This window comes from Streptomyces sp. NPDC002817, from assembly GCF_053592055.1.
On record NZ_JBSFUY010000022.1, the window covers coordinates 139,403 to 161,743 of the forward strand.

25 protein-coding genes and 1 pseudogene are annotated in these 22,341 nt (G+C 71.5%); 14 read left to right on the forward strand and 12 right to left on the reverse strand.

Translation table 11 applies throughout. The annotated features are described in order from the left end of the window. Nucleotides 1-51 precede the first annotated feature (51 nt). Nucleotides 52-411 (reverse strand): VOC family protein, encoded by a 360-nt coding sequence (locus ACWD3I_RS33050; RefSeq protein ID WP_365395786.1) that lies wholly within the window; start codon nt 409-411, stop codon nt 52-54. Between the two features lie 64 nt (nt 412-475). Here ACWD3I_RS33050 and ACWD3I_RS33055 point away from each other — a divergent pair, with 64 nt between their 5' ends. Then, on the forward strand, nt 476-1,348 hold the full coding sequence (locus tag ACWD3I_RS33055; protein ID WP_365395783.1) for a universal stress protein: 873 nt from the start codon (nt 476-478) through the stop codon (nt 1,346-1,348). Nucleotide 1,349: 1 nt separating this feature from the next. Here the strand turns inward: ACWD3I_RS33055 and ACWD3I_RS33060 are convergent, their stop codons facing one another. The 3 genes from ACWD3I_RS33060 to ACWD3I_RS33070 form a co-directional block, all read right to left on the reverse strand. Continuing rightward, nucleotides 1,350-2,585, reverse strand: coding sequence for a DUF4032 domain-containing protein (locus ACWD3I_RS33060; RefSeq protein ID WP_365395780.1), 1,236 nt, complete (start codon nt 2,583-2,585; stop codon nt 1,350-1,352). Between the two features lie 41 nt (nt 2,586-2,626). Beyond that, complete coding sequence (locus ACWD3I_RS33065; RefSeq protein ID WP_365395778.1) at nt 2,627-3,373, reverse strand: MBL fold metallo-hydrolase; 747 nt, start codon at nt 3,371-3,373, stop codon at nt 2,627-2,629. Between the two features lie 209 nt (nt 3,374-3,582). Further along, entirely contained in the window at nt 3,583-4,209 is a 627-nt protein-coding gene (locus tag ACWD3I_RS33070; protein WP_365395775.1) for an alpha-ketoglutarate-dependent dioxygenase AlkB, read from the reverse strand. 119 nt (nt 4,210-4,328) lie between these two features. Between ACWD3I_RS33070 and ACWD3I_RS33075 the strand changes: the two genes are divergently transcribed. Both ACWD3I_RS33075 and ACWD3I_RS33080 read left to right on the forward strand, forming a co-directional pair. Next, complete coding sequence (locus tag ACWD3I_RS33075) at nt 4,329-4,967, forward strand: TetR/AcrR family transcriptional regulator (RefSeq protein ID WP_365395772.1); 639 nt, start codon at nt 4,329-4,331, stop codon at nt 4,965-4,967. Nucleotides 4,968-4,983: 16 nt separating this feature from the next. Next, entirely contained in the window at nt 4,984-6,657 is a 1,674-nt protein-coding gene (locus ACWD3I_RS33080; protein ID WP_365395769.1) for an FAD-binding dehydrogenase, read from the forward strand. Between the two features lie 21 nt (nt 6,658-6,678). On the opposite strand, the gene ACWD3I_RS33085 is transcribed toward ACWD3I_RS33080, so the two are convergent. Then, a complete protein-coding gene (locus tag ACWD3I_RS33085; protein WP_365395766.1) occupies nt 6,679-7,026 on the reverse strand; it encodes a DUF488 domain-containing protein in 348 nt (115 codons plus the stop codon). 143 nt (nt 7,027-7,169) lie between these two features. On the opposite strand from ACWD3I_RS33085, the gene ACWD3I_RS33090 reads away from it, so the two are divergent. Genes ACWD3I_RS33090 through ACWD3I_RS33105 form a run of 4 tightly spaced genes read left to right on the forward strand, consistent with a single transcriptional unit; the run spans nt 7,170 to nt 11,860 of the window. Beyond that, a complete protein-coding gene (locus tag ACWD3I_RS33090) occupies nt 7,170-8,555 on the forward strand; it encodes a M1 family metallopeptidase (RefSeq protein WP_365395763.1) in 1,386 nt (461 codons plus the stop codon). 41 nt (nt 8,556-8,596) lie between these two features. Beyond that, a complete protein-coding gene (locus ACWD3I_RS33095) occupies nt 8,597-9,331 on the forward strand; it encodes a L,D-transpeptidase family protein (RefSeq protein WP_365395760.1) in 735 nt (244 codons plus the stop codon). A 19-nt stretch (nt 9,332-9,350) separates the two neighbouring features. Next, a complete protein-coding gene (locus ACWD3I_RS33100; protein WP_365395757.1) occupies nt 9,351-10,031 on the forward strand; it encodes a response regulator transcription factor in 681 nt (226 codons plus the stop codon). Continuing rightward, nucleotides 10,028-11,860, forward strand: coding sequence for a sensor histidine kinase (locus tag ACWD3I_RS33105; RefSeq protein WP_365395754.1), 1,833 nt, complete (start codon nt 10,028-10,030; stop codon nt 11,858-11,860). Before ACWD3I_RS33100 ends, ACWD3I_RS33105 begins: the two co-directional genes overlap by 4 nt. Here the strand turns inward: ACWD3I_RS33105 and ACWD3I_RS33110 are convergent. Beyond that, nucleotides 11,816-12,070, reverse strand: a complete 255-nt coding sequence (locus tag ACWD3I_RS33110) for a WhiB family transcriptional regulator (RefSeq protein ID WP_365395752.1) — start codon at nt 12,068-12,070, stop codon at nt 11,816-11,818. The two genes, ACWD3I_RS33105 and ACWD3I_RS33110, sit on opposite strands and share 45 nt — an antisense overlap. Nucleotides 12,071-12,178: 108 nt before the next feature. Beyond that, nucleotides 12,179-13,399, reverse strand: a complete 1,221-nt coding sequence (locus ACWD3I_RS33115) for a saccharopine dehydrogenase family protein (RefSeq protein ID WP_365395749.1) — start codon at nt 13,397-13,399, stop codon at nt 12,179-12,181. A gap of 109 nt (nt 13,400-13,508) precedes the next feature. Between ACWD3I_RS33115 and ACWD3I_RS33120 the strand changes: the two genes are divergently transcribed. After that, complete coding sequence (locus ACWD3I_RS33120; RefSeq protein ID WP_365395746.1) at nt 13,509-14,231, forward strand: TetR/AcrR family transcriptional regulator; 723 nt, start codon at nt 13,509-13,511, stop codon at nt 14,229-14,231. On the opposite strand, the gene ACWD3I_RS33125 is transcribed toward ACWD3I_RS33120, so the two are convergent. Beyond that, on the reverse strand, nt 14,209-14,571 hold the full coding sequence (locus tag ACWD3I_RS33125) for a peptidase inhibitor family I36 protein (protein WP_046263424.1): 363 nt from the start codon (nt 14,569-14,571) through the stop codon (nt 14,209-14,211). The genes ACWD3I_RS33120 and ACWD3I_RS33125 overlap by 23 nt on opposite strands. Before the next feature lie 78 nt (nt 14,572-14,649). Continuing rightward, nucleotides 14,650-15,546, reverse strand: a complete 897-nt coding sequence (locus tag ACWD3I_RS33130; RefSeq protein WP_365395742.1) for a LysR family transcriptional regulator ArgP — start codon at nt 15,544-15,546, stop codon at nt 14,650-14,652. 69 nt (nt 15,547-15,615) lie between these two features. On the opposite strand from ACWD3I_RS33130, the gene ACWD3I_RS33135 reads away from it, so the two are divergent. Both ACWD3I_RS33135 and ACWD3I_RS33140 read left to right on the forward strand, forming a co-directional pair. Continuing rightward, complete coding sequence (locus ACWD3I_RS33135; protein ID WP_365395739.1) at nt 15,616-16,233, forward strand: LysE/ArgO family amino acid transporter; 618 nt, start codon at nt 15,616-15,618, stop codon at nt 16,231-16,233. A 104-nt stretch (nt 16,234-16,337) separates the two neighbouring features. Next, nucleotides 16,338-17,633: an MFS transporter gene (locus ACWD3I_RS33140; RefSeq protein ID WP_365395736.1), complete on the forward strand. Its 1,296-nt coding sequence runs from the start codon at nt 16,338-16,340 to the stop codon at nt 17,631-17,633. A gap of 4 nt (nt 17,634-17,637) precedes the next feature. Here the strand turns inward: ACWD3I_RS33140 and ACWD3I_RS33145 are convergent, their stop codons facing one another. The 3 genes and pseudogenes from ACWD3I_RS33145 to ACWD3I_RS33155 form a co-directional block, all read right to left on the reverse strand. Continuing rightward, complete coding sequence (locus tag ACWD3I_RS33145) at nt 17,638-18,090, reverse strand: cyclic nucleotide-binding domain-containing protein (protein ID WP_365395734.1); 453 nt, start codon at nt 18,088-18,090, stop codon at nt 17,638-17,640. A gap of 366 nt (nt 18,091-18,456) precedes the next feature. Beyond that, nucleotides 18,457-18,631: pseudogene (locus ACWD3I_RS33150) on the reverse strand (ornithine decarboxylase); the annotation flags it as partial. A 29-nt stretch (nt 18,632-18,660) separates the two neighbouring features. Next, on the reverse strand, nt 18,661-18,894 hold the full coding sequence (locus ACWD3I_RS33155; protein ID WP_365395731.1) for a hypothetical protein: 234 nt from the start codon (nt 18,892-18,894) through the stop codon (nt 18,661-18,663). Nucleotides 18,895-19,089: 195 nt separating this feature from the next. Between ACWD3I_RS33155 and ACWD3I_RS33160 the strand changes: the two genes are divergently transcribed. From ACWD3I_RS33160 to ACWD3I_RS33175, 4 genes are all read left to right on the forward strand, one after another. After that, the gene (locus ACWD3I_RS33160) at nt 19,090-19,509 is read left to right on the forward strand and encodes an ATP-binding protein (protein ID WP_365395728.1); all 420 of its coding nucleotides are present in this window, start codon (nt 19,090-19,092) and stop codon (nt 19,507-19,509) included. Nucleotides 19,510-19,699: 190 nt separating this feature from the next. Continuing rightward, on the forward strand, nt 19,700-20,527 hold the full coding sequence (locus ACWD3I_RS33165; RefSeq protein WP_365395725.1) for a SigB/SigF/SigG family RNA polymerase sigma factor: 828 nt from the start codon (nt 19,700-19,702) through the stop codon (nt 20,525-20,527). Between the two features lie 58 nt (nt 20,528-20,585). Then, nucleotides 20,586-21,437: an ANTAR domain-containing protein gene (locus ACWD3I_RS33170; protein ID WP_365395722.1), complete on the forward strand. Its 852-nt coding sequence runs from the start codon at nt 20,586-20,588 to the stop codon at nt 21,435-21,437. A 54-nt stretch (nt 21,438-21,491) separates the two neighbouring features. Further along, the gene (locus ACWD3I_RS33175) at nt 21,492-22,337 is read left to right on the forward strand and encodes a DUF1206 domain-containing protein (RefSeq protein WP_365395719.1); all 846 of its coding nucleotides are present in this window, start codon (nt 21,492-21,494) and stop codon (nt 22,335-22,337) included. Nucleotides 22,338-22,341: the final 4 nt, after the last annotated feature.

Below are 22,341 nucleotides of genomic sequence, written 5' to 3' on the forward strand. Positions count from 1 at the left end.
AGGGTTCGGCTGCGACTGCGGCCCATCGTATGTTCGAAAGTCCCGCTTCGCTCAGGTTCGCGGTCCGTGGCCGCGGAGTACGCAGAACTCGTTGCCCTCGGGGTCCTCGAGCACCACCCAGGACTGCTCGCCCTGCCCGACGTCCGCGTGCCGGGCACCGAGTGCCAGGAGGCGGGTGACCTCGGCGGTCTGGTCGTCGGGGCGGAAGTCGAGGTGGAGGCGGTTCTTGACGGTCTTGCCCTCCGGGACCGGGCTGAAGAGCAGGCCGGGCAGGCGGTCCTTCTCCGGGCGGATCTCGTACTCCTCGGGGGCCTCGTTCACGACCACCCAGCCGAGTGCCTCGGCCCACCAGCGGCCCAGGGTCTCCGCGTCGCGAGCATCCACGTTCACTTGTTCCCATTCCAGGCTCATGGCGGCAGCGTAGTGAAGACTCGGCCTGATGGACGACGTGACGACGACGCAGGGAGACAACCCTATGACGCGCCCGATCACCGCAGCGGTGGACGGATCCGAGGAGAGCCTGGCCGCACTGGACTGGGCGGCCCGGGAGGCGGTCCGCCGCGACCTGGCGTTGCGGGTGGTGCAGGCCTGGCGGTTCGAGGCGTACGACGCCGTCGAGGTGGCCACCCCGGACACACAGGCCGGGTGGGTGCGGGAGACGGTGTCCGAGGCGACCCGGGCCGTCACCGGGCGGTACCCGGGACTCACCGTGACCACCGACGTCCTGGAGGGCGGCACCGTCGAGACGCTGGTCGAAGCGGCGGCGGACGCCGAGATGCTGGTGCTCGGCTCGCGCGGCCACGGGCCGGTCGTCGGGTTCCTGCTCGGCTCCGTCGGACAGCAGGTGATCGCCGGGACCACGCGGCCCGTCGTGCTCGTACGCGCCGGGGACCAGCCCTCCGCGGAGGCCGCAGGCCGCGAGGTCGTCGTAGGCCAGCAGGGTGAGCCGGAGGACAGCGCCGCCGCCCTGCGGTTCGCGTTCGAGACCGCCGCGTCGCGCGGGGCGACCGTGCGTGTCGTACGGGCCTGGACCCTGCCGCCGGTGTTCGCCTACAGCCCCGGCTCGCTGAAGCTGCTCGACGAGGCCGGGGGTCTGGAGCCGCGTGAGAAGCAGGCGCTGGGGGCCGCGCTGGAGCCCTTGCGGGACCAGTTCCCCGACGTCCCGGTGGTGGAGCACGTCGAGATGGGCAGTGCGGGACAGGTGCTGCTGTCGGTGACGGGGCGGGCCCAGCTGATGGTCGTCGGCCGGCGCGCCCACCGCACCGCCGTGGGCGCCCGGATCGGCTCCGTCGCCCATGGCGTGCTGCATCACGCGGAGTGCCCGGTGGCGGTCGTCCCGCCCGTCTGACTCAGTCCTCGACGGTGGGCTGGAGCGTCTCCCGTGCCTTGGGCAGGACCTTCTCGATGTAGTCCTTGACCGCCGTGTCCAGGCCGATGTCGTGCTGCGCCCGCTCCGACAGGTACCAGCGGTGTTCGAGCAGCTCGTGGTAGATCTCGGCCGGGTCCATCGACCCGCGCTGTTCGAGCGGCACCGCGCGCACGGTCGGGCGGAAGACGTCCCGCACCCAGCGGTGGGCGAGGACCTCGGGGCGGGCGCCGAGGGGGTCGCCCGGGGCGTAGTCGTCCTGGGTGGCCATCCAGCTCTCCAGGTCGTTCAGCAGCCGCCGGGCCTGGTTCTCCTCGGTGTCCAGGCCCGTCAGCCGCAGCAGCTGGCGCTGGTGGTGGCCGGCGTCCACGACCTTGGGCACGAAGGTGACCGTGTCACCGTTGGCGGCGTGCTCGATCTGCATCTCGGCCACGTCGAAACCGAGCTCGTTGAGACGGCGGATCCGGCGCTCGATGTAGTGGTACTTGCCCGCCGGATAGACGGACGTGCGGGTCAGCTCCTCCCACAGGCCGCGGTAGCGCGCGCAGATCTCCATGCCGAACTCGATCGGGTCGACGGAGGGGTGCAGCGCCCCGGAGGCCTCCAGGTCGAGGAGCTCGCCGCTGATGTTCACCCGGGCGAGGTCGAGGTCGTACTCGCGCTGGCCGTTGCTGAGCCGGGGCTGCAGTTCGCCGGTCTCGGCGTCGACGAGATAGGCGGCGTAGGCGCCCGCGTCCCGGCGGAAGAGGGTGTTGGACAGAGAACAGTCGCCCCACGCGAACCCGGCCAGGTGCAGTCGTACGAGCAGGACGGCCAGGGCGTCCATGAGGCGGTGCATGGTCGCCGGCCGCATCGTCGTCTCGAACATCGACCGGTACGGCATCGAGCCGCCCAGATGGCGGGTGACCAGGACGGACTCCAGCGGGTTGCCGTCCTGGTCGGTGCGTCCTGTGACCACGGCCAGCGGATCCACGGAGGGGATGGCGAGCCGGTCGAGGTCGCGGAGCATGTCGTACTCGTTGAGGGCGGGCCGCTCGGCGAGCTCCTTGACGGCGATCACCTCGTCGCCGGCGCGGGCGTAGCGCACGACGTGCCGGGATATGCCGCGCGGCAGCGGGACCAGGACCTCTTCCGGCCACTCCTCCAGGGGCACGTCCCACGGCAGCTCCAGCAGGAGCACGGGGTGCTCCGGGTTCGTCGCGCTGATCTGCAGTGCCATGGGCCGTTCGTCCTCGCCTCGCGGGTGATCGTCACCTCACCTTAGAGGGCGCGCTCCCTGGCCTGAAGTGCCGCTTCACGGACCGGACCGCGGTGCGCCGGACCATGGCCCGGGAGCAGGAGGTCGCCCTCCAGGGCGGCGAGGAGGTCCAGCGAGGCCACGGCACGGGCGCGCTCGTGGTGGAACATGTCCGGCAGCAGCTGAGGGCCCTTGACCCGCGAGGTCGGGTGGCCGCTCACCAGGGCGTCACCGGAGATCAGTACGCCGGAGTCCGGAAGGTGGAAGGCGGCGTGTCCGTCGGTGTGGCCCGGGGTGTGCACGGGGACCGGTCGGCCCGGCAGGTCGAGCGCGCCCTTGGAGGGGAACGCCTCCGGATCGGTGACCGGGACGTGTGCCTTGCCTCCGGAGCGGATCGCGTGCAGTGCCCACGGCAGGACACCCGGCCGCCAGCCGTTCCTCACCACGTCACCGACGGTCACCTGGTGCAGGAACTCCCGGCGGGCGTGCGGTACTTCGGCGTCATGGAGGTACACGGGCGTGCCGTACGCGGCGCGCAGGTACTCGGCCGAGCCCAGATGGTCGTTGTGGGCGTGCGTGATCAGCACCGCCGCGACCGCCTCCGGTGAACTGCCCACCTGCGCAAGGGAGGCGAGCACCTGCTCGCGGTCCCCGGGGTAGCCGGTGTCGACCAGGGTGACGGCGTCCCCGTCGGTGAGGATCACCCAGTTGGTGTTGCTCCCGTGCACCAGGTAGGTGCCGTCGGCGACTTGCTGCACGTCCGTCTGCATGATCGTCCCGAGGGGTGAGGTGCCTGCTCGACAGGCACAGCAAAGCAGATCGAGCGGGGACCGGAGCCGGCGGGTCCGGTCGCATCCAGAACGGGAAACGCGTCACGCGCGTGCGGCGGGACGGGCCCTCGCCCGGCGGAAGGGCTGCCTCCGGCGCCGTCCGCCGGAGGCAGCCCCGTGCGTGCTTCCGAAGCAGCCGCCTCTCTGCCTCAGTGCACGCCGTGCGGCCGGAACTGGACGCTGATGCGCGGTCCCGAGGCGCGCGTGGTCTTCGGTACGGAGTGCTCCCAGGTCCGCTGGCAGGAGCCGCCCATCACGATCAGGTCGCCGTGGCCCAGCGGGCGGCGCACGGTGTCGCCGCCGCGCATCGGACGCAGCAGCAGATCGCGGGGCGCGCCGACGGAGAGGATGGCGACCATGGTGTCCTCGCGGGCGCCCCGGCCGATCCGGTCGCCGTGCCAGGCGACACTGTCCCGGCCGTCGCGGTAGAAGCAGAGCCCGGCCGTGGTGAACGGCTCGCCCAGCTCCTCGGCGTAGTGCGCGGTGAGCGCCTCGCGGGCCTGGGCCAGCACCGGGTGCGGCAGTACGTCGTCCACGCCGTAGAACGCCAGCAGCCGCGGTACGTCGACGACGTGGTCGTACATCGTCCGGCGTTCGGCCCGCCACGGAACCTCGGAGGCGAGCTGTTCGAACAGCGCGTCGGAGCCGCCGAGCCAACCAGGGAGCACGTCGATCCAGGCACCGTGTCCGAGCGCGGTCCGCCGGATCCCGTCGAGGCGGTCGAGGCGGAGCTCGTCGGTCTGGTCGAAGAGCGAGGCCTGGAGGTGCGTGGTCATGGATCCAGCGTACTCCTTATTCGAAAATCTGTTCCCATCGCGTGGCGGTGTCCCGAAACCCGACTCTTTCGATACATCGTTGTATCGGATACATTCCCGTATCGAACGGAGGACCGGACATGGCACTGGAGGGCACGACCAAGCGCGTGACCAAGCGCGTGACCAAGCGCCGGGTCCGCACGCGCGCCAACCTCCTGGACGCCGCGTTCTCGGTCTTCGCCGCCAAGGGCTTCGGGCGGGTCTCCATCGAGGAGGTCTGCGAGGCCGCCGGCTACAGCCGCGGCGCCTTCTACTCGAACTTCGACAGCCTGGACGAGCTCTTCTTCGCCCTCTACCAGCAGCGGGCCGACCTGATCGCCGACCAGGTCTCCGGCGCGCTGGCCCTCGACGGACCCGACCTCGACGTGCCCGCCGCCGTCGACCGCGTCACCGAGGTGCTGCTCCTGGACCGGGACTGGCTCCTGGTGAAGACGGACTTCCTGGTGTACGCCGCCCGGGAACCTGCCGTCGCGCAGACCCTGCTGGAGCACCGGGAGCGGCTGCGCCGGGCGATCGCCGAACGGCTGGCCCGGGCGCAGGGCCACACCGCGCTGCCCGCCGTCCTCGGCGACCTCGACGGGGCCGCCCACGCCGTCGTCGCCGCGTACGACGGGGTCACCACCCAACTGCTGCTGGACCGGGACCTCGATCGGGCCCGGGCCTGGCTCGGGCAACTGCTCACCGCGCTGCTGACCGACGGCAGCGACACCACCGTATGAGGAAGGGACGGTCGCCATGGATGCCGACGTCATTGTCGTCGGAGCGGGGCTCGCGGGCCTGGTCGCGGCGCATGAACTGACCAGCCGGGGCCGCAGGGTCGCGCTGGTCGACCAGGAGAACGCCGCCAACCTCGGTGGTCAGGCCTTCTGGTCCTTCGGCGGGCTGTTCCTCGTCGACTCCCCGGAGCAGCGGCGCCTCGGTATCAAGGACTCCTTCGACCTGGCCTGGAACGACTGGCAGGGCAGCGCCCAGTTCGACCGCGAGGACGACGAGGACTCCTGGGCGGTGCGCTGGGCGCGCGCCTACGTCGAGTTCGCGGCGGGGGAGAAGCGGTCCTGGCTGGAGGGGCACGGCATCAAGTTCCTGCCGACCGTCGGCTGGGCCGAGCGCGGTGACCTGCGCGCACACGGGCACGGCAACTCCGTGCCGCGCTTCCACGTCTCGTGGGGCACCGGCACGGGCGTCGTGGAGCCGTTCGTCAACTACGCCAAGCAGGCCGCCCGCGACGGGCTGCTCACCTTCTACTACCGCCACCAGGTCGACGGACTCGTCGTCGAGGACGGACAGGCGCGCGGCGTGCGCGGCACCGTCCTCGCCGAGGACAACTCGGCACGGGGCGTGAAGTCCAACCGCGACCGTGTCGGCGACTTCGAACTCACCGCCCAGGCCGTCGTCGTCACCACCGGCGGCATCGGCGCCGACCACGACATCGTCCGGCGCTACTGGCCCGAACGCCTCGGTACGCCGCCCACCGAGATGGTCACCGGCGTCCCGGCGTACGTCGACGGGCGCATGCTCGACATCAGTGCGGAGGCGGGCGTACGCCTGGTCAACCGCGACCGCATGTGGCACTACACCGAGGGCGTGCAGAACTGGGACCCGATCTGGCCGGGCCACGGCATCCGCATCCTGCCCGGGCCGTCCTCCCTGTGGTTCGACGCCCTGGGCCGCCGGCTGCCCGACCCGTGTCTGCCCGGTTACGACACCCTCGGCACCCTGAAGTACCTGCGCACCACCGAGGACATCGCCGGCTACGACCACTCGTGGTTCATCCTCACCCAGAAGATCATCGAGAAGGAGTTCGCGCTGTCGGGCTCCGAGCAGAACCCCGACATCACCGCCAAGGACCGGATCGGGTTCCTCAAGGAGCGGGTGCTGGGCAAGGGCGCCCCGGGGCCGGTCGACGCGTTCCTGCGCAACGGGGCGGACTTCGTGACCGCACCGGACCTGGAGCAGCTCGTCGAGAAGATGAACGCCCTGACGGACAAGCCGCTCCTCGACGCGGCCACGGTGCGCCGCCAGATCGAGGCCCGCGACCTCCAGATCGCCAACCCGTACAGCAAGGACGCCCAGGTACAGGGCATCCGCAACGCCCGCCGCTACATCGGCGACAAGCTCGGCCGGGTCGCCACCCCGCACCGCATCCTCGACGCGGCCGCCGGCCCGCTGATCGGCGTCAAGCTGCACGTCCTGACCCGCAAGACCCTCGGCGGCATCCAGACCGACCTGGACTCCCGCGCCCTGGGCGCCGACGGCAACCCGATCGGCGGACTGTACGCGGCGGGTGAGGTGGCCGGCTTCGGCGGCGGCGGTGTGCACGGCTACAACGCGCTGGAGGGCACCTTCCTCGGCGGCTGCCTGTTCTCCGGGCGGGCGGCCGGCCGGGCGGCGGCGCAGCAGACCGCGTGAGGCGCACCGGCTGAGAGTCGCTCAGTCCAGCAGGCGTGCGAGTACGGCCGCGTGGCTCTCCTCGGGAGCCTTCGCGGCCGTCAGCAGCGTGAGGGGCCCCTTGCGGGCCAGCGTGCGCACGTGGTCCAGGAGCTCAGCCGCCTCGGGTGCGGCCAGCTCCGCCTCGTAACGCCCGGCGAACTCTTCGTAGGACCCCTCACCCGCGTGGTACCAGCGGCGCAGCTCGGTCGACGGGGTCATGGCCTTGGGCCACTCGTCCACCCGCGCGGCGTCCTTGGACAGGCCGCGCGGCCACAGCCGGTCGACCAGGACGCGTACGCCGTCCTCCGGCTCGGGCGACTCGTAGACGCGGCGCACACGAACGCTCATGGCGGGGCCCTTCCACGGGGGTGCTGACGTGCCGGGAGCGTACTTCGGGGAGCGGCACATCTTGACCGGCTCAAGGGTGAGTTCCCCCGAGATCACCTTTAGTGTGAAGCCGTCTGCCACCTCCCCAAACCGCAGGAGCGCACGTGCCTCAGGCCGTCAGACGCACCGTCGTCCTCGGAACCGTCCCCGTCGCCCTGGTGGCGCTGCTCGGGGCGGCCGCACCCCCGTCGGCCGGCTCGTCCGGCGCCGGAGACCCGTACTTCCCGCTGGCCGGCAACGGCGGCTACCACGTCGGCCACTACGACCTGACCCTCCGCTACGACCCGGACAGCCGCCACCTCGACGGCAAGGCCGTCCTCTACGCGCGGGCCACCCAGAGGCTCAGCCGCTTCGACCTCGATCTGAACGGGCTGAAGGTCACGAGCCTGACCGTCGGCCGTGACAAGGCGGACTTCCGTCGCGACGGCCAGGAACTCGTGGTCACCCCGGGCAAGACCCTGCACAAGGGGCAGTGGTTCCGCGTCACCGTCACCTACAGCGGCAAGCCGGCTCCGGTCACCGACCCGGACGGCTCGCTCGACGGCTGGATCCCCACGGACGACGGAGCCTTCGTCGCGGGGGAGCCGCAGGGCGCGATGACCTGGTTCCCCGCGAACAACCATCCCAAGGACAAGTCGTCGTACGACTTCACGATCACCGTTCCCGAGGGGCGCACCGCCGTCGCCAACGGCGTGTACCTGGGGCAGGCGACCGCCCACGGGCGGACCACGTTCCGCTGGCGCCAGTCCGAGCCCATGGCCGCCTATCTGGCCACGGCGACGGTCGGGAAGTTCAAGGTGGAGCGGTACACGACTCGCGACGGCATCCAGGTCTACAACGCCGTCGACCCGCGCGAGGCCGACGCCGCCGCACCCGTCCTGAAAAAGCTGCCGTCCGTCCTGGCCTGGGAGAGCAAGCTCTTCGGGCCCTACCTGTTCAAGGCCGCCGGCTCGATCGTCGACCGGGCCCCGAACGTCGGGTACGCGCTGGAGACACAGACCCGGCCCGTCTACGACCGGGCCCCCGACCTGAGCACCCTCGTCCACGAGAGCGCCCACCAGTGGTTCGGCGACTCCGTGACCCTGACCTCGTGGAAGGACATCTGGCTCAACGAGGGCTTCGCGACCTACGCCGAGTGGCTCTACGCCGAACAGCACGGCGGCGACAGCGCGCAGAAGACCTTCGACGCGCTGTACGCCCGGCCGGCGAGCGACGGGCTGTGGGAGTTCCCGCCCGGTGACCCGGGCAGCGGTGCGAACATCTTCGGTACGCCCGTCTACGCCCGTGGCGCGATGGCCCTGCACCAACTCCGCAAGGCGGTGGGGGACCGGGTGTTCTTCCGGATCCTGCGGGCCTGGGCTGCCGAGCACCGGGACGGACACGGGACCACCGCCCAGCTCGTGCGCCTGGCGGAGCGGGAGTCCGGCAAGGACCTGGACGGTCTGTTCCGGACGTGGGTGTACCAGCAGGGCAAGCCGGCCGCACCCTAGAACCTGACGAGTTCCAAACAAGTGTCGGCGAGGGTCGACGCATGATCACACGCAGACCGCATGTCGCGCTGTTGGCCGCCTCCCTCGTGCTCACCGGGTGCGGGGGAGGGGCGGTGGCGACCCCCGAGCGGCGACCGCCGGCCACCACGTCGATCCGGCCCGCGCCGCCGATCTCCCTGGAGGTCGCCCCGCGGCAACTGCCCGGGCTGGGGCCGAAGACGTGGGCCAAGGTGTCGGACGACGCCCGCCAGGCCGTCGTCGTCACCGGACGCGGCAAGAACTCTCCGCGGTCCACCGTCGTCCTGTACGAGCGTACCGACGACGGGTGGGAGGCCGGCGCCCGTTGGCCCGCGCACAACGCGCTGCGCGGCTGGAGCGACCACCACCGCGCCGGCGACCTGCGCTCGCCCATCGGCGTCTTCGGCCTCACCGACGCCGGCGGACGGCTCCGCGACCCCGGCACCCGGCTGCCGTACGACCACGGCACCGGCTTCACCGCGACCGGCACCGGCTTCGAGGGCGAACCCCTGGCGGGCTCCTTCGATTATGTGATCGCGATCAACTACAACCGCGAGCCCGGGACTTCACCCCTCGACTGGACCCGCCCGCTCGGCGCGGGCCGCGGCGGCGGGATATGGCTGCACGTCGACCACGACGGGCCCACCCAGGGCTGCGTCAGCCTCACCGAGGAGCACATGAAGAAGCTCCTCCTGGCGCTGGACCCGGCCCGCCGTCCGGTCGTCGTCATGGGCGACGCCGACTCCCTGGCCCGCTGAGCGGCTTAGGATCCGCCAGGTGTGCGCACATGTGCTGGTTGCCGAGGACGACGAGATGCAGGCCGAACTCATACGCCGCTCCCTGCTGGCGGAGGGCCACACCGCCACCGTGGTCCACGACGGCGGCGCCGCCCTCGACGCGGTGCGACGGCTGAGACCCGACCTGGTCGTGCTGGACCTGATGCTGCCCGTGGTCGACGGCCTCGGCGTGTGCCGGGCGCTGCGGCGGGCGGACGACATCCCGGTGCTCATGCTCACCGCCCGCTCCGCCGAGGACGACGTGCTGCTCGGCCTGGACGTGGGCGCCGACGACTACATGACCAAGCCCTACAGCCCGCGTGAGCTGATGGCCCGGATCCGCACGGTCCTGCGGCGCAGCGGGCGTACCGCGGGTGTCGTACGGGCCGCGGGGTTGCAGGTCGATCCCGTACGGCACGAGGTGCGGTGCGACGGCGAGGAAGTGGAGTGCACGCCCGCCGAGTTCGCGATCCTTCTCGCCATGGCCGCCGAACCCGAGCGGGTGTTCTCCCGACGGCAGTTGCTGGAGTGCACCCGTGGCATCGACCGGTCGTCCACCGAGCGGGCCGTGGACGTCCACATCATGAACCTGCGGCGGAAGACCGAGACGGATCCGCGCAGGCCGGTCCGGCTGCTGACCGTGTTCGGCGTCGGCTACAAGCTCAGCGGCGGTCGCGGATGAGCCGTCGCATACCCCTGCGCAAGCGCCTCTCGGTGCGGCTGCTGATCACCTCCGTGCTCATCGCCGTGTGCTCGGTGGCCGCGACCGCCTGGCTGGCGGTGGAGACCACCACCCGTGCGCTGCGGGAGGAACAGGGCCAGGTCCTCGCCGAGGACATGGACGTCCTGGCCCGGCTGAGCGGGTATGCGGCAACGCACCCGCAATGGCGGGGAGTCGGATCGCTCGTCCGCACGCTGTCCGAGAAGACGGGCCGCCGTATCGCCCTGACCACCACGGACCGCCGGACCCTCGTCGACTCGGCGCCGCCCGGCACCTCCCTGCCGCCGCGTGCCGCGGCCACCGTCGACCCCCTGCGCACCGACACCTACACCGAGCGCGGGGCGCAGCGCAGCGGCATCGATCCGCGGGTGGTGGGGCCGTACCGGCTGACGGCCGGGGAGCGGGCCAGGCTGGGAAAACTGGCCGTGGCGCGGCAACAGTGCTTCGCCCGCAACGGCATCGAGACCAGCATCGTCAGGATGCCGAGCGGCCGTCCGTTCCTGAGCGAAGACGTCGAGACGCCCCTCGAGTGCGCCGACGGGAAGCTCAACACCCCGACCGCCGGTGAGGAGAAGGCCCTCGCGGACCTGATGGAACATGCCCGCGGCTGCCTGGGCGGGCAGGACCTGAAGTTGGTCGCGCCGCTGTTCATCTCCCTCGACGGCACGGACCGGGGCGTGGGCGGCCGCTATCAGTTGGGAAAGACCGACGTGGCGCCAGAGTCGGAGGCCGCCCGCACCGCGCAGAACTGCGTCGACAGCGCGCGCCGCGCCCAGCTCGACCCCTATGTCGCGCCGGCCGCCGAGCTGTTCCTGGGCGGCGGGGACCGGACCGCCGTGCGGTTCGACATGTCACCGGCCAACAAGGCCAAGGTCGTCGGTGTCGCCGGACTCGTGCTCGCCGTCACCGTCGCCGTGACCGCCCTCGTCGCCACACGGCTCGTCCGGCCGCTGCGCGCGCTGACCGCGGCGGCCCAGCAGCCGCCGGAGCTGCATGTGCGGGTACCCGTGACCACGCGGGACGAGACCGGCATCCTCGCCGCGGCCTTCAACGACCTCACCGAACGCCGGGAACGGCTGGAGGCGCAGCGCAAGGCCATGGTCAGCGACATCGCCCACGAACTGCGCAGTCCGCTCACCAACATCCGCGGCTGGCTGGAGGTCACCAAGGACGGGGTCGTGGCACCGGACCCGGAACTGCTCGCGTCCCTGCACGAGGAGGCCCTCGTCCTCCAGCGAGTCATCGACGACCTCCAGGACCTCGCCGCCGCCGACGCCGACACGCTGCGGCTGCACCGAGAGCCCGTCCGCGCCGACGAGCTGATCGGCCAGGTCGCCGCCGCGTACCGGGTGGCCGCGGACACGGCGGGCGTCGCCCTGCGCACCGAGACGGACGGCACGCCGTGGCTGGACGCCGACCCGGTGCGGATGCGGCAGGCGCTCGGCAACCTCGTCTCCAACGCTCTTCGGCACACGCCCGCGGACGGGACCGTCACCCTCGCGGCACGGTGCGAGGGTGACGATGTCGTCCTCGAAGTCGCCGACACCGGCAGCGGGATCGCGGCCGAGGATCTCCCGCATGTCTTCGACAGGTTCTGGCGGGCCGAGAAGTCCCGCAGCCGCCGTACCGGCGGCAGCGGGCTCGGTCTGCCGATCGTCCGCCACCTGGTCGCCGCGCACGGCGGCACGGCTCGGGCGACGAGCGAACCCGGCGCGGGCAGTGTCTTCACCCTCCGGGTGCCGGTACTAGCCGGAGGCGCGCCCGGCCCTGGCCCTGCGCCGTTGCAGTGAGCGTCGTTCGGCCTCGCTCGTTCCGCCCCAGACACCGATCGCCTGCCCGGTGTCCATGGCCCATTCCAGGCACTGTTCCCGCACGGGACAGCGATGGCAGATCGCCTTCGCCTGTTCCGTCTGCACCAGTGCCGGGCCGGTGTTCCCGATCGGGAAGAAGAGGTCGGGGTCCTCGTGGCGGCATACGGCAAGGTCTCGCCAGTTTTCCATCGATGTCACCTGCGCTCGAAGTCGTCCGTGCCCTCGCGGATGGCTTACTCGCTTTCGGGTCACCTGTCGATGCGTGAGTGAAACAACGGAGCCCTGGGAAATTCGGGCTCACTGCTCGCGCAGCCCCCACGGGGAGCCGTACGCGGTCAGCAGATCCAGGAAGGGACCGGCGGGGAAGGCCTCCGGGCCGAGGACGCCCGAGCCCGACCAGGCGCCCGTGGCGAGGAGTTCGAGGGCGACGACCGGGTTGATCGCCGTCTGCCACACCACCGCCTGGCAGCCGTACTCCGCCATGGACCACTGGTTGTCGACCACGTGGTACAGGTACACCTCGCGCGGCGCCCCGTCCTTGACGCCCTTCACCCAGGTGCCCGCGCAGGTCTTGCCGTGCATGAGCTCGCCCAGCGTCGCCGGGTCGGGGAGACAGGCGGCGACCACGTCCCGGGGCGAGACCTGGACCGGTCCGCTCGCGCTCGGCACGGTGACCGGCTCCGTGCGGTCCAGACCCAGCAGGTGCAGCGTCCTCAGCGTCTGGATGAACTCCTCGCCCAGGCCGTACTTGAAGGTGACGCGCTTGGCGTCGACCCAGCGGGGAACGAGCAGTACCTCCTCGTGCTCGACGTTCACGCACTCCACCGGGCCGATGCCCTCGGGGAAGTCGAACACCTCTGGCTCGCTGAACGGCGGCGTGGTGAACCAGCCGCGGTCCTCCTCGTAGACCACGGGCGGGTTGAGGCACTCCTCGATGGTGGTCCAGATGCTGAAGGACGGTGCGAAGTCGTAGCCGTCCACGGTGAGGTTCGCACCGTCGCGGATGCCGATCTCCTCGATCTCGTCGAAGAGTTCATCGGCCGCGTACCGGGCGAAGACGTCCGACAGACCCGGCTCCACCCCCATGCCGACGAGCGCCAGCACCCCCGCCTTCTCCCAGCCGATCGCCTCCTCGAACTGGGCGTCGCCGAGCTTGACCCCGCACTCGTCGTAGGGGCGCTCGGGGTGCGGTCGCGACAGCGACATCGCCATGTCGACATACGTCGCCTCGGCCGCGCGGGCAGCCCGGAACAGCGGCATCACGAAGCGGGGGTCGGTCGCGTTGAGGAGGACGTCGCACGCGTGCCGCTCCAGCAGCGCCGTCACGGCCGCCTCGTCGTTCGCGTCGACGCGCTCGGCCCGGAAGCGGGCTCCCTCGGCGCCCAGGGCCGCCACGGCGGCCTCGGCGCGGGCCAGGTCGTAGTCCGCCACCACCATCGCCTCGAAGAACGGCCGCCGGGCCGCGATCCGGGTGATGGCGGTGCCCACTCCACCGGCACCCACGAGCAGTACACGCATGACAAGCACTCCGTCGGTCGAAGGTCCAAGACGTCGGTGGGGCCCCTGACGGAGATACAACGCCGCCCGCTCACATAAGGTCAATGGCGTTGGCATAAGGAGGAGCGGCATGCCGAAAGCGGTCGTACCCGAGGAGAAGCGGCGCCGGCGCCGCCCCACCAAGAGCGGCACCGTGCTGTCCGAGGAGCTGATCGTCGAGACCGCGCTGCGGATGCTGCGCGAACACGGCAGCACCGGGCTCACCGCCCGCCGCCTGGGCTTGGCCCTGGACGCCGACCCCAGCACCCTGTACCGCTACTTCCGCGGCATGGACGACCTGACCCTGGCGATCGGCGACGCCCTGATCGGACAGGCGTTGCGGGGCTGGGAGCCGACGGGGCGGTGGCGGGCGGACCTGCGCGCGGTGGGGCTGCGCCTCCACGCCGCCTACCTCGCCCATCCGCAGGCCGCCGTGCTGACCACGAACCGGGTCACCGGGCGGCCCAACGAACTCGCCGCCGACGAGGCGGTCCTCGACGTGCTGCGCACCGCCGGCTTCCCGCTGGCGGACACGGTGCGCATCTACCACGCCTTCATCGACCAGACCCTGGCCTTCGCCGCCCTCGACGCCGCCTCCCTGGCCCTGCCCAGCGCCGCGCTCCACGCCGACGAGGACATGTGGCGCTCGACCTACGCCCACCTGCCCCGCACCACGCATCCCCGGATCGCGGAGGCGGCACCCCTGCTGGCGGGGCGCATGGTGGACAGCGCCTATCCGACGGCGCTGGAGATGCTGCTGGACAGCGCCGAGGCCCGACTGGCCGCGCTGCTCAGCAGAACGAGCGGGCGATGAAGCTCTCCATCTCGTCGTTGCGCCACAGCTCGGGGATGCGCTGGTGCGGCTGGACACAGCCGAGGAAGCCGGTGAGGTCGTCGTTGTCGTACATCACGATGTAGTCGTCGGAGGCGTTGTCGATGCTGCTGATCTCGTTGTCGCCGTTCCAGCCGTCGATGTCGTACGGACCGCCCGCGACGACGTCGACATACCGGCTGCCCTCGTAGTTGCCGTCCTCCCACATGCAGACGCGGCCGGCTCCGCAGTAGCCGTCGGCCTGCGCCTCGCCGGCGAAGCCGAGCGTGAGGGCCGGTACGGCGAGCAGGGCGGCGAGTGCCGCCTTGGTCCTGGTGAGCATGGTGTTCTCCTCCCGTCGAGTCACCACGGTGACTCCGGGACCGGGCCGCCCGGTACCTCGGAGGTGCGAGGTTGACGCCTAGGAGGTGAGCGCCTCGGCCGCCGCGGCGGCCACCGCCTCGGCCACGGTCGCCAGTGCGGGCGAGTCCAGCTTCCACTGCTGCCAGTACAGGGGCGCGTCCATCGGGTGGTCGGGCGCGAGGTGGACCAGACGGCCCGTGGCCAGGAGGGGCTCGGCCTGGACGTCGGGGACCATGCCCCAGCCCAGGCCCAGCGCGACGGCCGCCACGAACCCCTCCGAGGTGGGGACGTAGTGGCGGGCGGGACTCGCACCGCCCCGGCCGCGGCGCAGGCTCCGCACGAAGCGGTCCTGGTAGGAGTCACGACGGTCGAAGGCCACCGAGGGCGCCTCCGCCAGCGCGTCCCGCAGCGGACCGTGGAGACACCGCTCGACGAACTCCGGGCTCGCCACGGCGAAGTACCGCATCCGCCCCAACGGGCGCGCGGAACAGCCCGACACGGCGTCCGGCGAGGAGGTCACCGCCGCCATCACCAGCCCCTCCCGCAGCAGTGCCGCCGTGTGCTCCTCGTCCTCGCGGTGCAGCTCGAACGTGAGCCGGCACCCGTCCGGAACCCGGTTCAGCGCCGGGAGGAACCACGTCGCCAGCGAGTCGGCGTTGACCGCGATCGACACCCGCGTCGACTCCCCGGGCGCGCTCATGCCCAGCTCGGCCCGCGCGTCCCGCTCCAGTCGCGCCAGCTGTCGCGCGAACCGCACGATCACCTCGCCCGACTCGGTGGGCCGCACCGGCTTCGTACGCACCAGCAGCACCCGGCCCGTGCGCTGCTCCAGGGCCTTGACCCGCTGACTCACCGCCGACGGCGTCAGATGCAGGGCCGCGGCGGCCGCGTCGAAGGTGCCCTCGTCGACCACCGCCAGCAGGGTCCGCACCTGGTCGAGGGGAAGCTCTGTCATCACGAGCACTAATGATACGTAAGAATCTTTAGCTGTACTCCAGATCGCCGTCCGCCTAGCGTCGATGCCATGACCGCTTCGCTCGCCGCCGCTGCCGCCGGATTCGGCACCGGCCTCTCGCTCATCGTCGCCATCGGCGCCCAGAACGCCTTCGTCCTGCGCCAGGGTGTCCGCCGCGACTCCGTGCTCGCCGTCGTCGGTATCTGCGCCCTCTCGGACGCGGCCCTGATCGCCCTGGGCGTCGGCGGACTGGGAGCGGTGGTGGTGGCGTGGCCGGACGCGCTGACCGCGGTCGGCTGGATCGGCGGCGTCTTCCTGCTCTGCTACGGCGCCCTCGCCGCCCGCCGGGTGTTCCGGCCGGCCGGCGGCGCCCTGCGCACGGAAGGCGAGGCGGCGGGCTCCCGCAAGCGGGCCGTCCTGACCTGTCTGGCGCTGACCTGGCTCAACCCGCACGTCTACCTGGACACCGTGTTCCTGCTCGGCTCCGTCGCCGCCGACCGCGGCGCACTGCGCTGGACCTTCGGGCTCGGCGCCGTGCTCGCCAGCCTGTGCTGGTTCGCGGCACTGGGCTTCGGCGCCCGACTGCTGGGCCGCTTCCTGGCCAGGCCCACGGCCTGGCGCGTCCTGGACGGGCTGGTCGCCGCGACGATGATCACCATGGGCGGGATGCTGATCGCCGGGGCCTGAGCAACACCCTGTCCGCAAGCTGGGATTGCGGGTCCCGCATGCTCGGACGGAGCTGTCATAGTGCACCCTGGTTCCGAAAGATGTAACGACCAACCAGGAAGCCCGTGGACGCGAGCGAGAGCAGCACCGAAGAGCAGTCGACGGCCCCCGCGGAGGAGCCGGCCCGGCGCGGCTGGCGCCGGCTCGCGATGGACACCCGTCCGCTGCGCCGCCCGGCCTACCGCCGGCTGTGGACGTCGACCATCGTCACGGCCGTCGGCAGCCAGCTCACCGCGGTCGCGGTGCCCAAACAGATCTACGACATCACGGGCTCCTCCGCGTGGGTCGGCTACGCGAGCCTCGCCGGGCTGCTCCCGCTCATGGTGTTCGCCCTGTGGGGCGGCGCGATCGCCGACAGCATGGACCGCCGCAAGCTGCTGTTCCTCACCAACAGCGGGATAGCCGTCACCTCGCTGCTGTTCTGGATACAGGCCGTCACCGGCCAGGAGTCCGTGGCCCTGCTGATGGTCCTGCTCGCGATGCAGCAGGCGTTCTGGGGCCTGAACGCACCGGCCCGCAACGCCTCCATCGCCCGGCTCGTGCCCGCGGACGAGCTGACCGCCGCCAACGCCCTCGGCTCGACCGTCATGCAGACCGGGCAGGTGGTCGGCCCGCTCCTGGCGGGCGCCCTGATCCCGGTCATCGGTCTGCCGGAGCTGTATCTCATCGACGCCCTGGCGCTGTGCGTCACGGTGTGGGCGGTCTACAAGCTGCCCGCGCTGCCGCCGCTGGCGTCGCAGACCAAGCGCCGCGCGGGAGTGCGGGAGATCGCGGCCGGGTTCCGGTACATCTCGCTGCACAAGGTGCTGCTGCTGTCCTTCCTCGCCGACATCATCGCGATGGTCCTCGGCATGCCGCGCGCCCTGTTCCCGCAGCTGGCCTCGGAGACCTACGCCCCGTACGGCGAAGGCCTCGCCCTCGGCCTGCTGTTCGCGGCGATCCCCATCGGCGCCGTGCTGGGCGGACTGTTCTCCGGCACGTTCTCCCGGGCCCGTCGGCACGGCTGGATGGTCATCGGCGCGGTCGTCGCCTGGGGCGCCGCCATCACCGGCTTCGGGCTGAGCGACAGCCTCTGGCTCGCGGTCGCGTTCCTCGCCCTGGCCGGGGTGGCCGACATGGTCTCCATGGTCTTCCGCGGGGCGATCCTGCTGTCCGCCGCCACCGACGAGATGCGCGGCCGTATGCAGGGCGTCTTCACGGTCGTCGTCGCGGGCGGACCGCGCCTGGCCGACGTCCTGCACGGCACCGCCGGCTCGGCCTTCGGGACGCGCGCGGCCGTCGCGGGCGGCGGCCTCCTCGTCGTGGTCGTGATGCTGGGCCTGGCCGCCGCCGTACCGGCGCTGCGCCGCTACCGCGTCTGACCCGTCAGCGGGCGCGCCGGGAGATCGAGTACTGCTCCAGCAGCTTGCCGCGGGTCGTCTCCAGCCGGTACGCCAGGATCTCGGCGACGCTGCGCACCAGGGTCAGGCCGAGCTGGGGATCCTCCTCGCACAGACCGAGCACCGCCGCCGCGTCGAACTCGTAGGCCCGCACGGGGCTGAAGGCCACCGCGCCGAAGTCCCACTGATGCGGCGGGAACAGCCACGACCAGCCGAGCAGATCCCCCGAGCCGAGACTGGCAACGGTCACCCGTTGCAGGGACGTCACCTCCTGGTCCAGGGAGACCGCGCCCGAGCGGAGCACCCAGAAGCGGTCGGCCGTCCCTCCTGGCTCGAAGATCCGGGTGTCCTCGGCGAAGGAGACCTCCTGGGCCAGGGCCATCAGGCGTGCCCGCTGGGGCGGGGGCAGGGCGGTCAGCAGTTTCGTCGCTTTGGTCATGACGCGGGGCTCCTCGCCGGCGATTCGGTTCCGGTGCTTTCCCTACGCCCATTTCAGCCGCTGCGGACGACCAGGGCACCTCGGCGGCGGACACTTCCGGTGCCGTCGTCACGCGGGCATGAAAAAAGCCCTGGCTGGACGGGGGAGGCCAGCCAGGGCCGTATCAGAGGTGATCTATGAAGGACGTATACCGTCGACTCCATGACGACCTATGGATGAACCGTAAACCATCTCCGAGCATTTTGCGTATACGAAAGCCGGGCACGTGACCCGTTTCACTCGGGTCGGCCGGGATCCCGGGTCCACGATCAGCGGGCGCCCGTACCGGTGGCAGACCTCGGCGACGGACCCCAGGTCGGCGTAACTGCCGTACGGCGCCAGGACGTCACCGAGGAACACCCGAGTCGCCCAGGACCTCCCGTACCGACGGACCGGCACCCCGGGCCTGCTTGTGTCCGGCCGGTGTGCAGGAGAGTCGGCCCTGGCGGTGGTGGTCGTCCAGCGTTTCGAGCACCGGTGCCCCGGTGTGATCCACAGTCATGGCGAGCCGGGTGCCCGGGAGTGCGGCCGTCAATCGGAGCGCTCGGCCGTCCCGGGCTGCCTGCCCGGCGTCAGGATCTCGTCCAGCACCCTGAGGACCGCCTCGTAGGTCAGCGTCCGCACGGCCGCGTCGCGCGAGCCCTCCGGGTCGCTCGGTCCCAGGGCGTCGCTGCGGGACCGCCAGGCACGCTCCTCCTCCAGGGCACAGGCCCGGGCGCGCCGCATGCGCCGCAACAGTTCGTCTGCATCCACGACATCCGTCATGTCACCCGGGTACCCCGCATATGACTTCGGATGGCCCGCGTCCACGAGGTTTGACGCGGCTCGGAGAGGTGAGCCGAAGGGATAGAGACCTGCGGTGCTCGCGGAGTGTGACGGATCCGCTGCCGCCAGGCGCGAATGCCGTGTTGTCCGCGAGCGCCCTGGCTTGCCCCCCCCACCGATTCAGGGAGCCCAGGGATGTGCGAGAAGCACAGGACCGAATCCGTCGAGCGGTGCCGCCGACCGTGCCAACCGGCAGAGGCGCGTCGCGCAGTCGAGCGCGCCGTGGCCGAACGCTGCCGCGTCACCCATACGAGCTGCGACCGCGAAGCCCTGGGAGACGCCCTGCTCGTCGCCTCGGAGCTCACCACCAACGCGATCCTGCACGGCGGCGGAGTCACCGACTTCAGTGTCGATGTGGGCGAGCCCGGTGTACGGGTCTCGGTGAGCGACCGCAGCGACGCGCTGCCCGTGGCCGCGGAATCGTTCGACCTGCGCGGGCGCCGCCGAATCGGCGGACTCGGCTGGCCCATCGTGTGCCGATTGGCACGCGATGTACGGGTCACCGACCTGCCCGCCGGAGGCAAGTGCATCACCGCCGTCGTGCCCCTGTCCTGACAGTCGGCCGGTTTTCCGGGGCCGAAGCGGAGTTTGGTCCCCGGGGGTGAGGGCAGACGCAGTTTCGTGCTTCGGACCGGAGGCGCGCCAGCGGGAGCGACATGGCTGCTGCAGGGCCCACGTCCGGTGTCCGGCCGGCGGTCCGTTCCCGCGGCAATTCCCTGAAACCACCGTTCAGGAGCGATTCCGCATGCCAATCGACATGACGACAAGCCGTCCCGACGCCCTCACCACCACGGCCGCCCGACGGCGCCACGACGACGCTCCCGACACCGCGGGGCTCTTCGCCCGGCTGGCCGTCCTGGAGGAAGGCCCCGAGCGGGAGGCCGTACGCGACGAACTCGTCACCGCCTGGCTGCCCATGGCCCACCGCATCGCCGGCCGCTTCCGCGAGCGCGGCGAGTCCATCGAGGATCTGCGACAGGTGGCGGCCCTGGGCCTGGTGAAGGCGGTCGACCGCTTCGACCCGGAGCGCGGCGCCTTCGAGAGCTACGCGGTGCCGACCATCACGGGAGAGGTCAAGCGGCACTTCCGTGACCGCATGTGGGCCCTGCGCGTGCCCCGCCGGGTGCAGGAGCTCCGCAACAAGGTGCGGGTCGCCCGCCGCGAGCTGACCCAGACGCCCGGCAGTGGCGAACCCGCCGTCGCGGATCTCGCCGCCCACACGGGCCTGACCGAGGACGAGGTCGCCACGGGACTGGAGGCGCTGGAGAGCTTCAGCACGCTGTCCCTGGACGCCGAACTCTCCTCCGACGAGGACGGATACAGCCTCGCCGACACCCTGGGCGCGGCCGACTCCTCGTACGACACCGTGGTCGACCGGGAATCCGCCAAGGCGGGGCTGCGCCGGTTGCCCGAACGTGATCGAGCCATCCTCTACATGCGCTTCTTCGAGGACATGACACAGAGCCGCATAGCCGACCAGCTAGGCATCTCCCAGATGCACGTCTCCCGTCTGATCAGCCGCAGTTGCGCCCGGGTGCGCGCCGAGGCGCTGGGAGAACGCGCCGGAGCCTGAGTGACCGGGCCGTATGCGGGCACGTGTCTGTTCCGGTGACCAGGAACTGAGGAGCCCTATGACGGAGCCCGGACAGACAGCCACAGACGACGGAGCGGACCACGACGAGTACCGACGGCTGCGGGCCGAGGTGCGCGATCTGCGTGCCCGGGCCCGCGCCCACGCCCTGATCGCGGAGGCCCAGGGCATGCTGCGCGAGCGGTATGCCCTGTCCGACGCGGACCGGGCGTTCACTCTGATGCGGCTGGCGTCCCAGCGGTTCAACGTCAAGATGCGCACCCTGGCCGAGACCCTGCTGTCGGCTCCGCGCCCGGACGCCCGGGAAGCGCTGTGGTTCCCGCGGCGCGCCCGACTCGCCCAGCCCGCCCTGAGCTTCCCGGCGGCACAGGAGGTCGGGCCCGGCAACCGCGGCGCCGTCCTGAAGGCCGTACTGAGCCAGACGCTCGCGGTGGTCGGCACAGACATGGGGAACGTCCAGCTCGTCGACCGGGTCAGGGGCGGCCTGCGCATCGAGGCGCACACCGGACTCACGGACGACTTCGTCGACTTCTTCGGCCATGTCGGCGAGCACGGCACGTCCTGTGCGCAGGCCGCACGCGACGTCGCCCAGGTCACCGTGCACGACGTCGAGACGGATCCGGTCTTCACCACGTCCGCCCGCGAGGCGATCCTCGCGGCGGGCAGCCTGGCCTGTCACAGCGTGCCGCTGACCACCTCGTCCGGACTGTGCGTGGGCATGGTGTCGGCCCACGTCGACCACACCATCGGGGACCTGACGGCGGCGCAGCTCAAGGTGCTGGAAGTGGTGGGCGCGCAGGCCGGCCGATGGATCGCCTGGCACGAGCGCACGGTGGTCCTGGACGCCCTGGAGTACCTGCACGCCCTGGGCAACGGGAGCGCCCAGCCGTAGACCCGTGGGGTGTGCATGGCCGTGACCGGGGCAGTCGGAGTGCGGGAGGTCGAGATGAACCCGACTGTCAGCGCACGGACCGGCCGGATCGGGGTCCGGCGTTCGACGCGCCGTTCCGCGACGGAGGGTGCCGCCAGGGCGGGACTCGTCGCACGCGGCGTGATCTATCTGCTCGTCGGCCTGCTGGCCCTGCAGATCGCCTTCGGAGACGGGAAACGCCAGGCGGACCGCGGCGGCGCGCTCGCCGAGCTGTCGGACAAGCCCTTCGGTGCCGTCCTGCTGTGGGCCCTGGCCATCGGCCTGGTCGGCATGGCGCTGTGGCGGCTGTCGGAGGTGCTGTTCGGCTCGGTCGGCCCGGACGGACGCAAGGCGAAGAAGCGCCTGCTGGCGCTGGCCCGGTTCGTGTTCTACGCGTTCGTCGCCTACTCCGTGCTGTCGTTCGCGGCGGGCTCGGGGTCGAGCGGCGGTGGCAGCGGATCGAGCGACAAGCAGTCCAAGGACGTCACGGCGAAGGTGCTGGACCTGCCCGCCGGGCAGTGGATCGTCGGTGCGGCCGGTGTGGGGATCGCCGTCGCCGGTGTGTGGCTCGCGGCCCGGGCCGTCATGCGCTCCTACCGAGACAAGTTCAAGCTCGGCGAGATGTCGCCGCGGGTGCGGCGGCTGGTGGACGTGACCGGGGTGGGCGGCGGCGCGGCCCGCGGGCTGGTGTTCGCGGCCGCCGGTGCCTTCGCCGTACGGGCCGCAGTCGACTACGAACCCGACAAGGCGAAGGGCCTGGACGACACGCTCCGTTCCTTCGCCGAGACCCCGCTCGGCCCCTGGCTGCTGGCCCTGGTGGCGGTCGGCCTGGTGCTGTTCGGCCTGTTCTCCTTCGCGATGGCACGCTGGCGCAGGGTGTGAGCCG

Coding starts and splice junctions, on each gene's coding strand:
- ACWD3I_RS33080 (WP_365395769.1), top strand. CDS start 4,984: ATGGATGCCGACGTCATTGTCGTCGGAGCGGGGCTCGCGGGCCTGGTC.
- ACWD3I_RS33125 (WP_046263424.1), bottom strand. CDS start 14,571: ATGCTCACCAGGACCAAGGCGGCACTCGCCGCCCTGCTCGCCGTACCG.
- ACWD3I_RS33175 (WP_365395719.1), top strand. CDS start 21,492: ATGAACCCGACTGTCAGCGCACGGACCGGCCGGATCGGGGTCCGGCGT.
- ACWD3I_RS33055 (WP_365395783.1), top strand. CDS start 476: ATGACGCGCCCGATCACCGCAGCGGTGGACGGATCCGAGGAGAGCCTG.
- ACWD3I_RS33130 (WP_365395742.1), bottom strand. CDS start 15,546: ATGACAGAGCTTCCCCTCGACCAGGTGCGGACCCTGCTGGCGGTGGTC.
- ACWD3I_RS33145 (WP_365395734.1), bottom strand. CDS start 18,090: ATGACCAAAGCGACGAAACTGCTGACCGCCCTGCCCCCGCCCCAGCGG.
- ACWD3I_RS33135 (WP_365395739.1), top strand. CDS start 15,616: ATGACCGCTTCGCTCGCCGCCGCTGCCGCCGGATTCGGCACCGGCCTC.
- ACWD3I_RS33065 (WP_365395778.1), bottom strand. CDS start 3,373: ATGCAGACGGACGTGCAGCAAGTCGCCGACGGCACCTACCTGGTGCAC.
- ACWD3I_RS33050 (WP_365395786.1), bottom strand. CDS start 411: ATGAGCCTGGAATGGGAACAAGTGAACGTGGATGCTCGCGACGCGGAG.
- ACWD3I_RS33160 (WP_365395728.1), top strand. CDS start 19,090: ATGTGCGAGAAGCACAGGACCGAATCCGTCGAGCGGTGCCGCCGACCG.
- ACWD3I_RS33085 (WP_365395766.1), bottom strand. CDS start 7,026: ATGAGCGTTCGTGTGCGCCGCGTCTACGAGTCGCCCGAGCCGGAGGAC.
- ACWD3I_RS33110 (WP_365395752.1), bottom strand. CDS start 12,070: ATGGAAAACTGGCGAGACCTTGCCGTATGCCGCCACGAGGACCCCGAC.
- ACWD3I_RS33095 (WP_365395760.1), top strand. CDS start 8,597: ATGATCACACGCAGACCGCATGTCGCGCTGTTGGCCGCCTCCCTCGTG.
- ACWD3I_RS33070 (WP_365395775.1), bottom strand. CDS start 4,209: ATGACCACGCACCTCCAGGCCTCGCTCTTCGACCAGACCGACGAGCTC.
- ACWD3I_RS33120 (WP_365395746.1), top strand. CDS start 13,509: ATGCCGAAAGCGGTCGTACCCGAGGAGAAGCGGCGCCGGCGCCGCCCC.
- ACWD3I_RS33165 (WP_365395725.1), top strand. CDS start 19,700: ATGCCAATCGACATGACGACAAGCCGTCCCGACGCCCTCACCACCACG.
- ACWD3I_RS33060 (WP_365395780.1), bottom strand. CDS start 2,585: ATGGCACTGCAGATCAGCGCGACGAACCCGGAGCACCCCGTGCTCCTG.
- ACWD3I_RS33115 (WP_365395749.1), bottom strand. CDS start 13,399: ATGCGTGTACTGCTCGTGGGTGCCGGTGGAGTGGGCACCGCCATCACC.
- ACWD3I_RS33170 (WP_365395722.1), top strand. CDS start 20,586: ATGACGGAGCCCGGACAGACAGCCACAGACGACGGAGCGGACCACGAC.
- ACWD3I_RS33155 (WP_365395731.1), bottom strand. CDS start 18,894: ATGACGGATGTCGTGGATGCAGACGAACTGTTGCGGCGCATGCGGCGC.
- ACWD3I_RS33105 (WP_365395754.1), top strand. CDS start 10,028: ATGAGCCGTCGCATACCCCTGCGCAAGCGCCTCTCGGTGCGGCTGCTG.
- ACWD3I_RS33075 (WP_365395772.1), top strand. CDS start 4,329: ATGGCACTGGAGGGCACGACCAAGCGCGTGACCAAGCGCGTGACCAAG.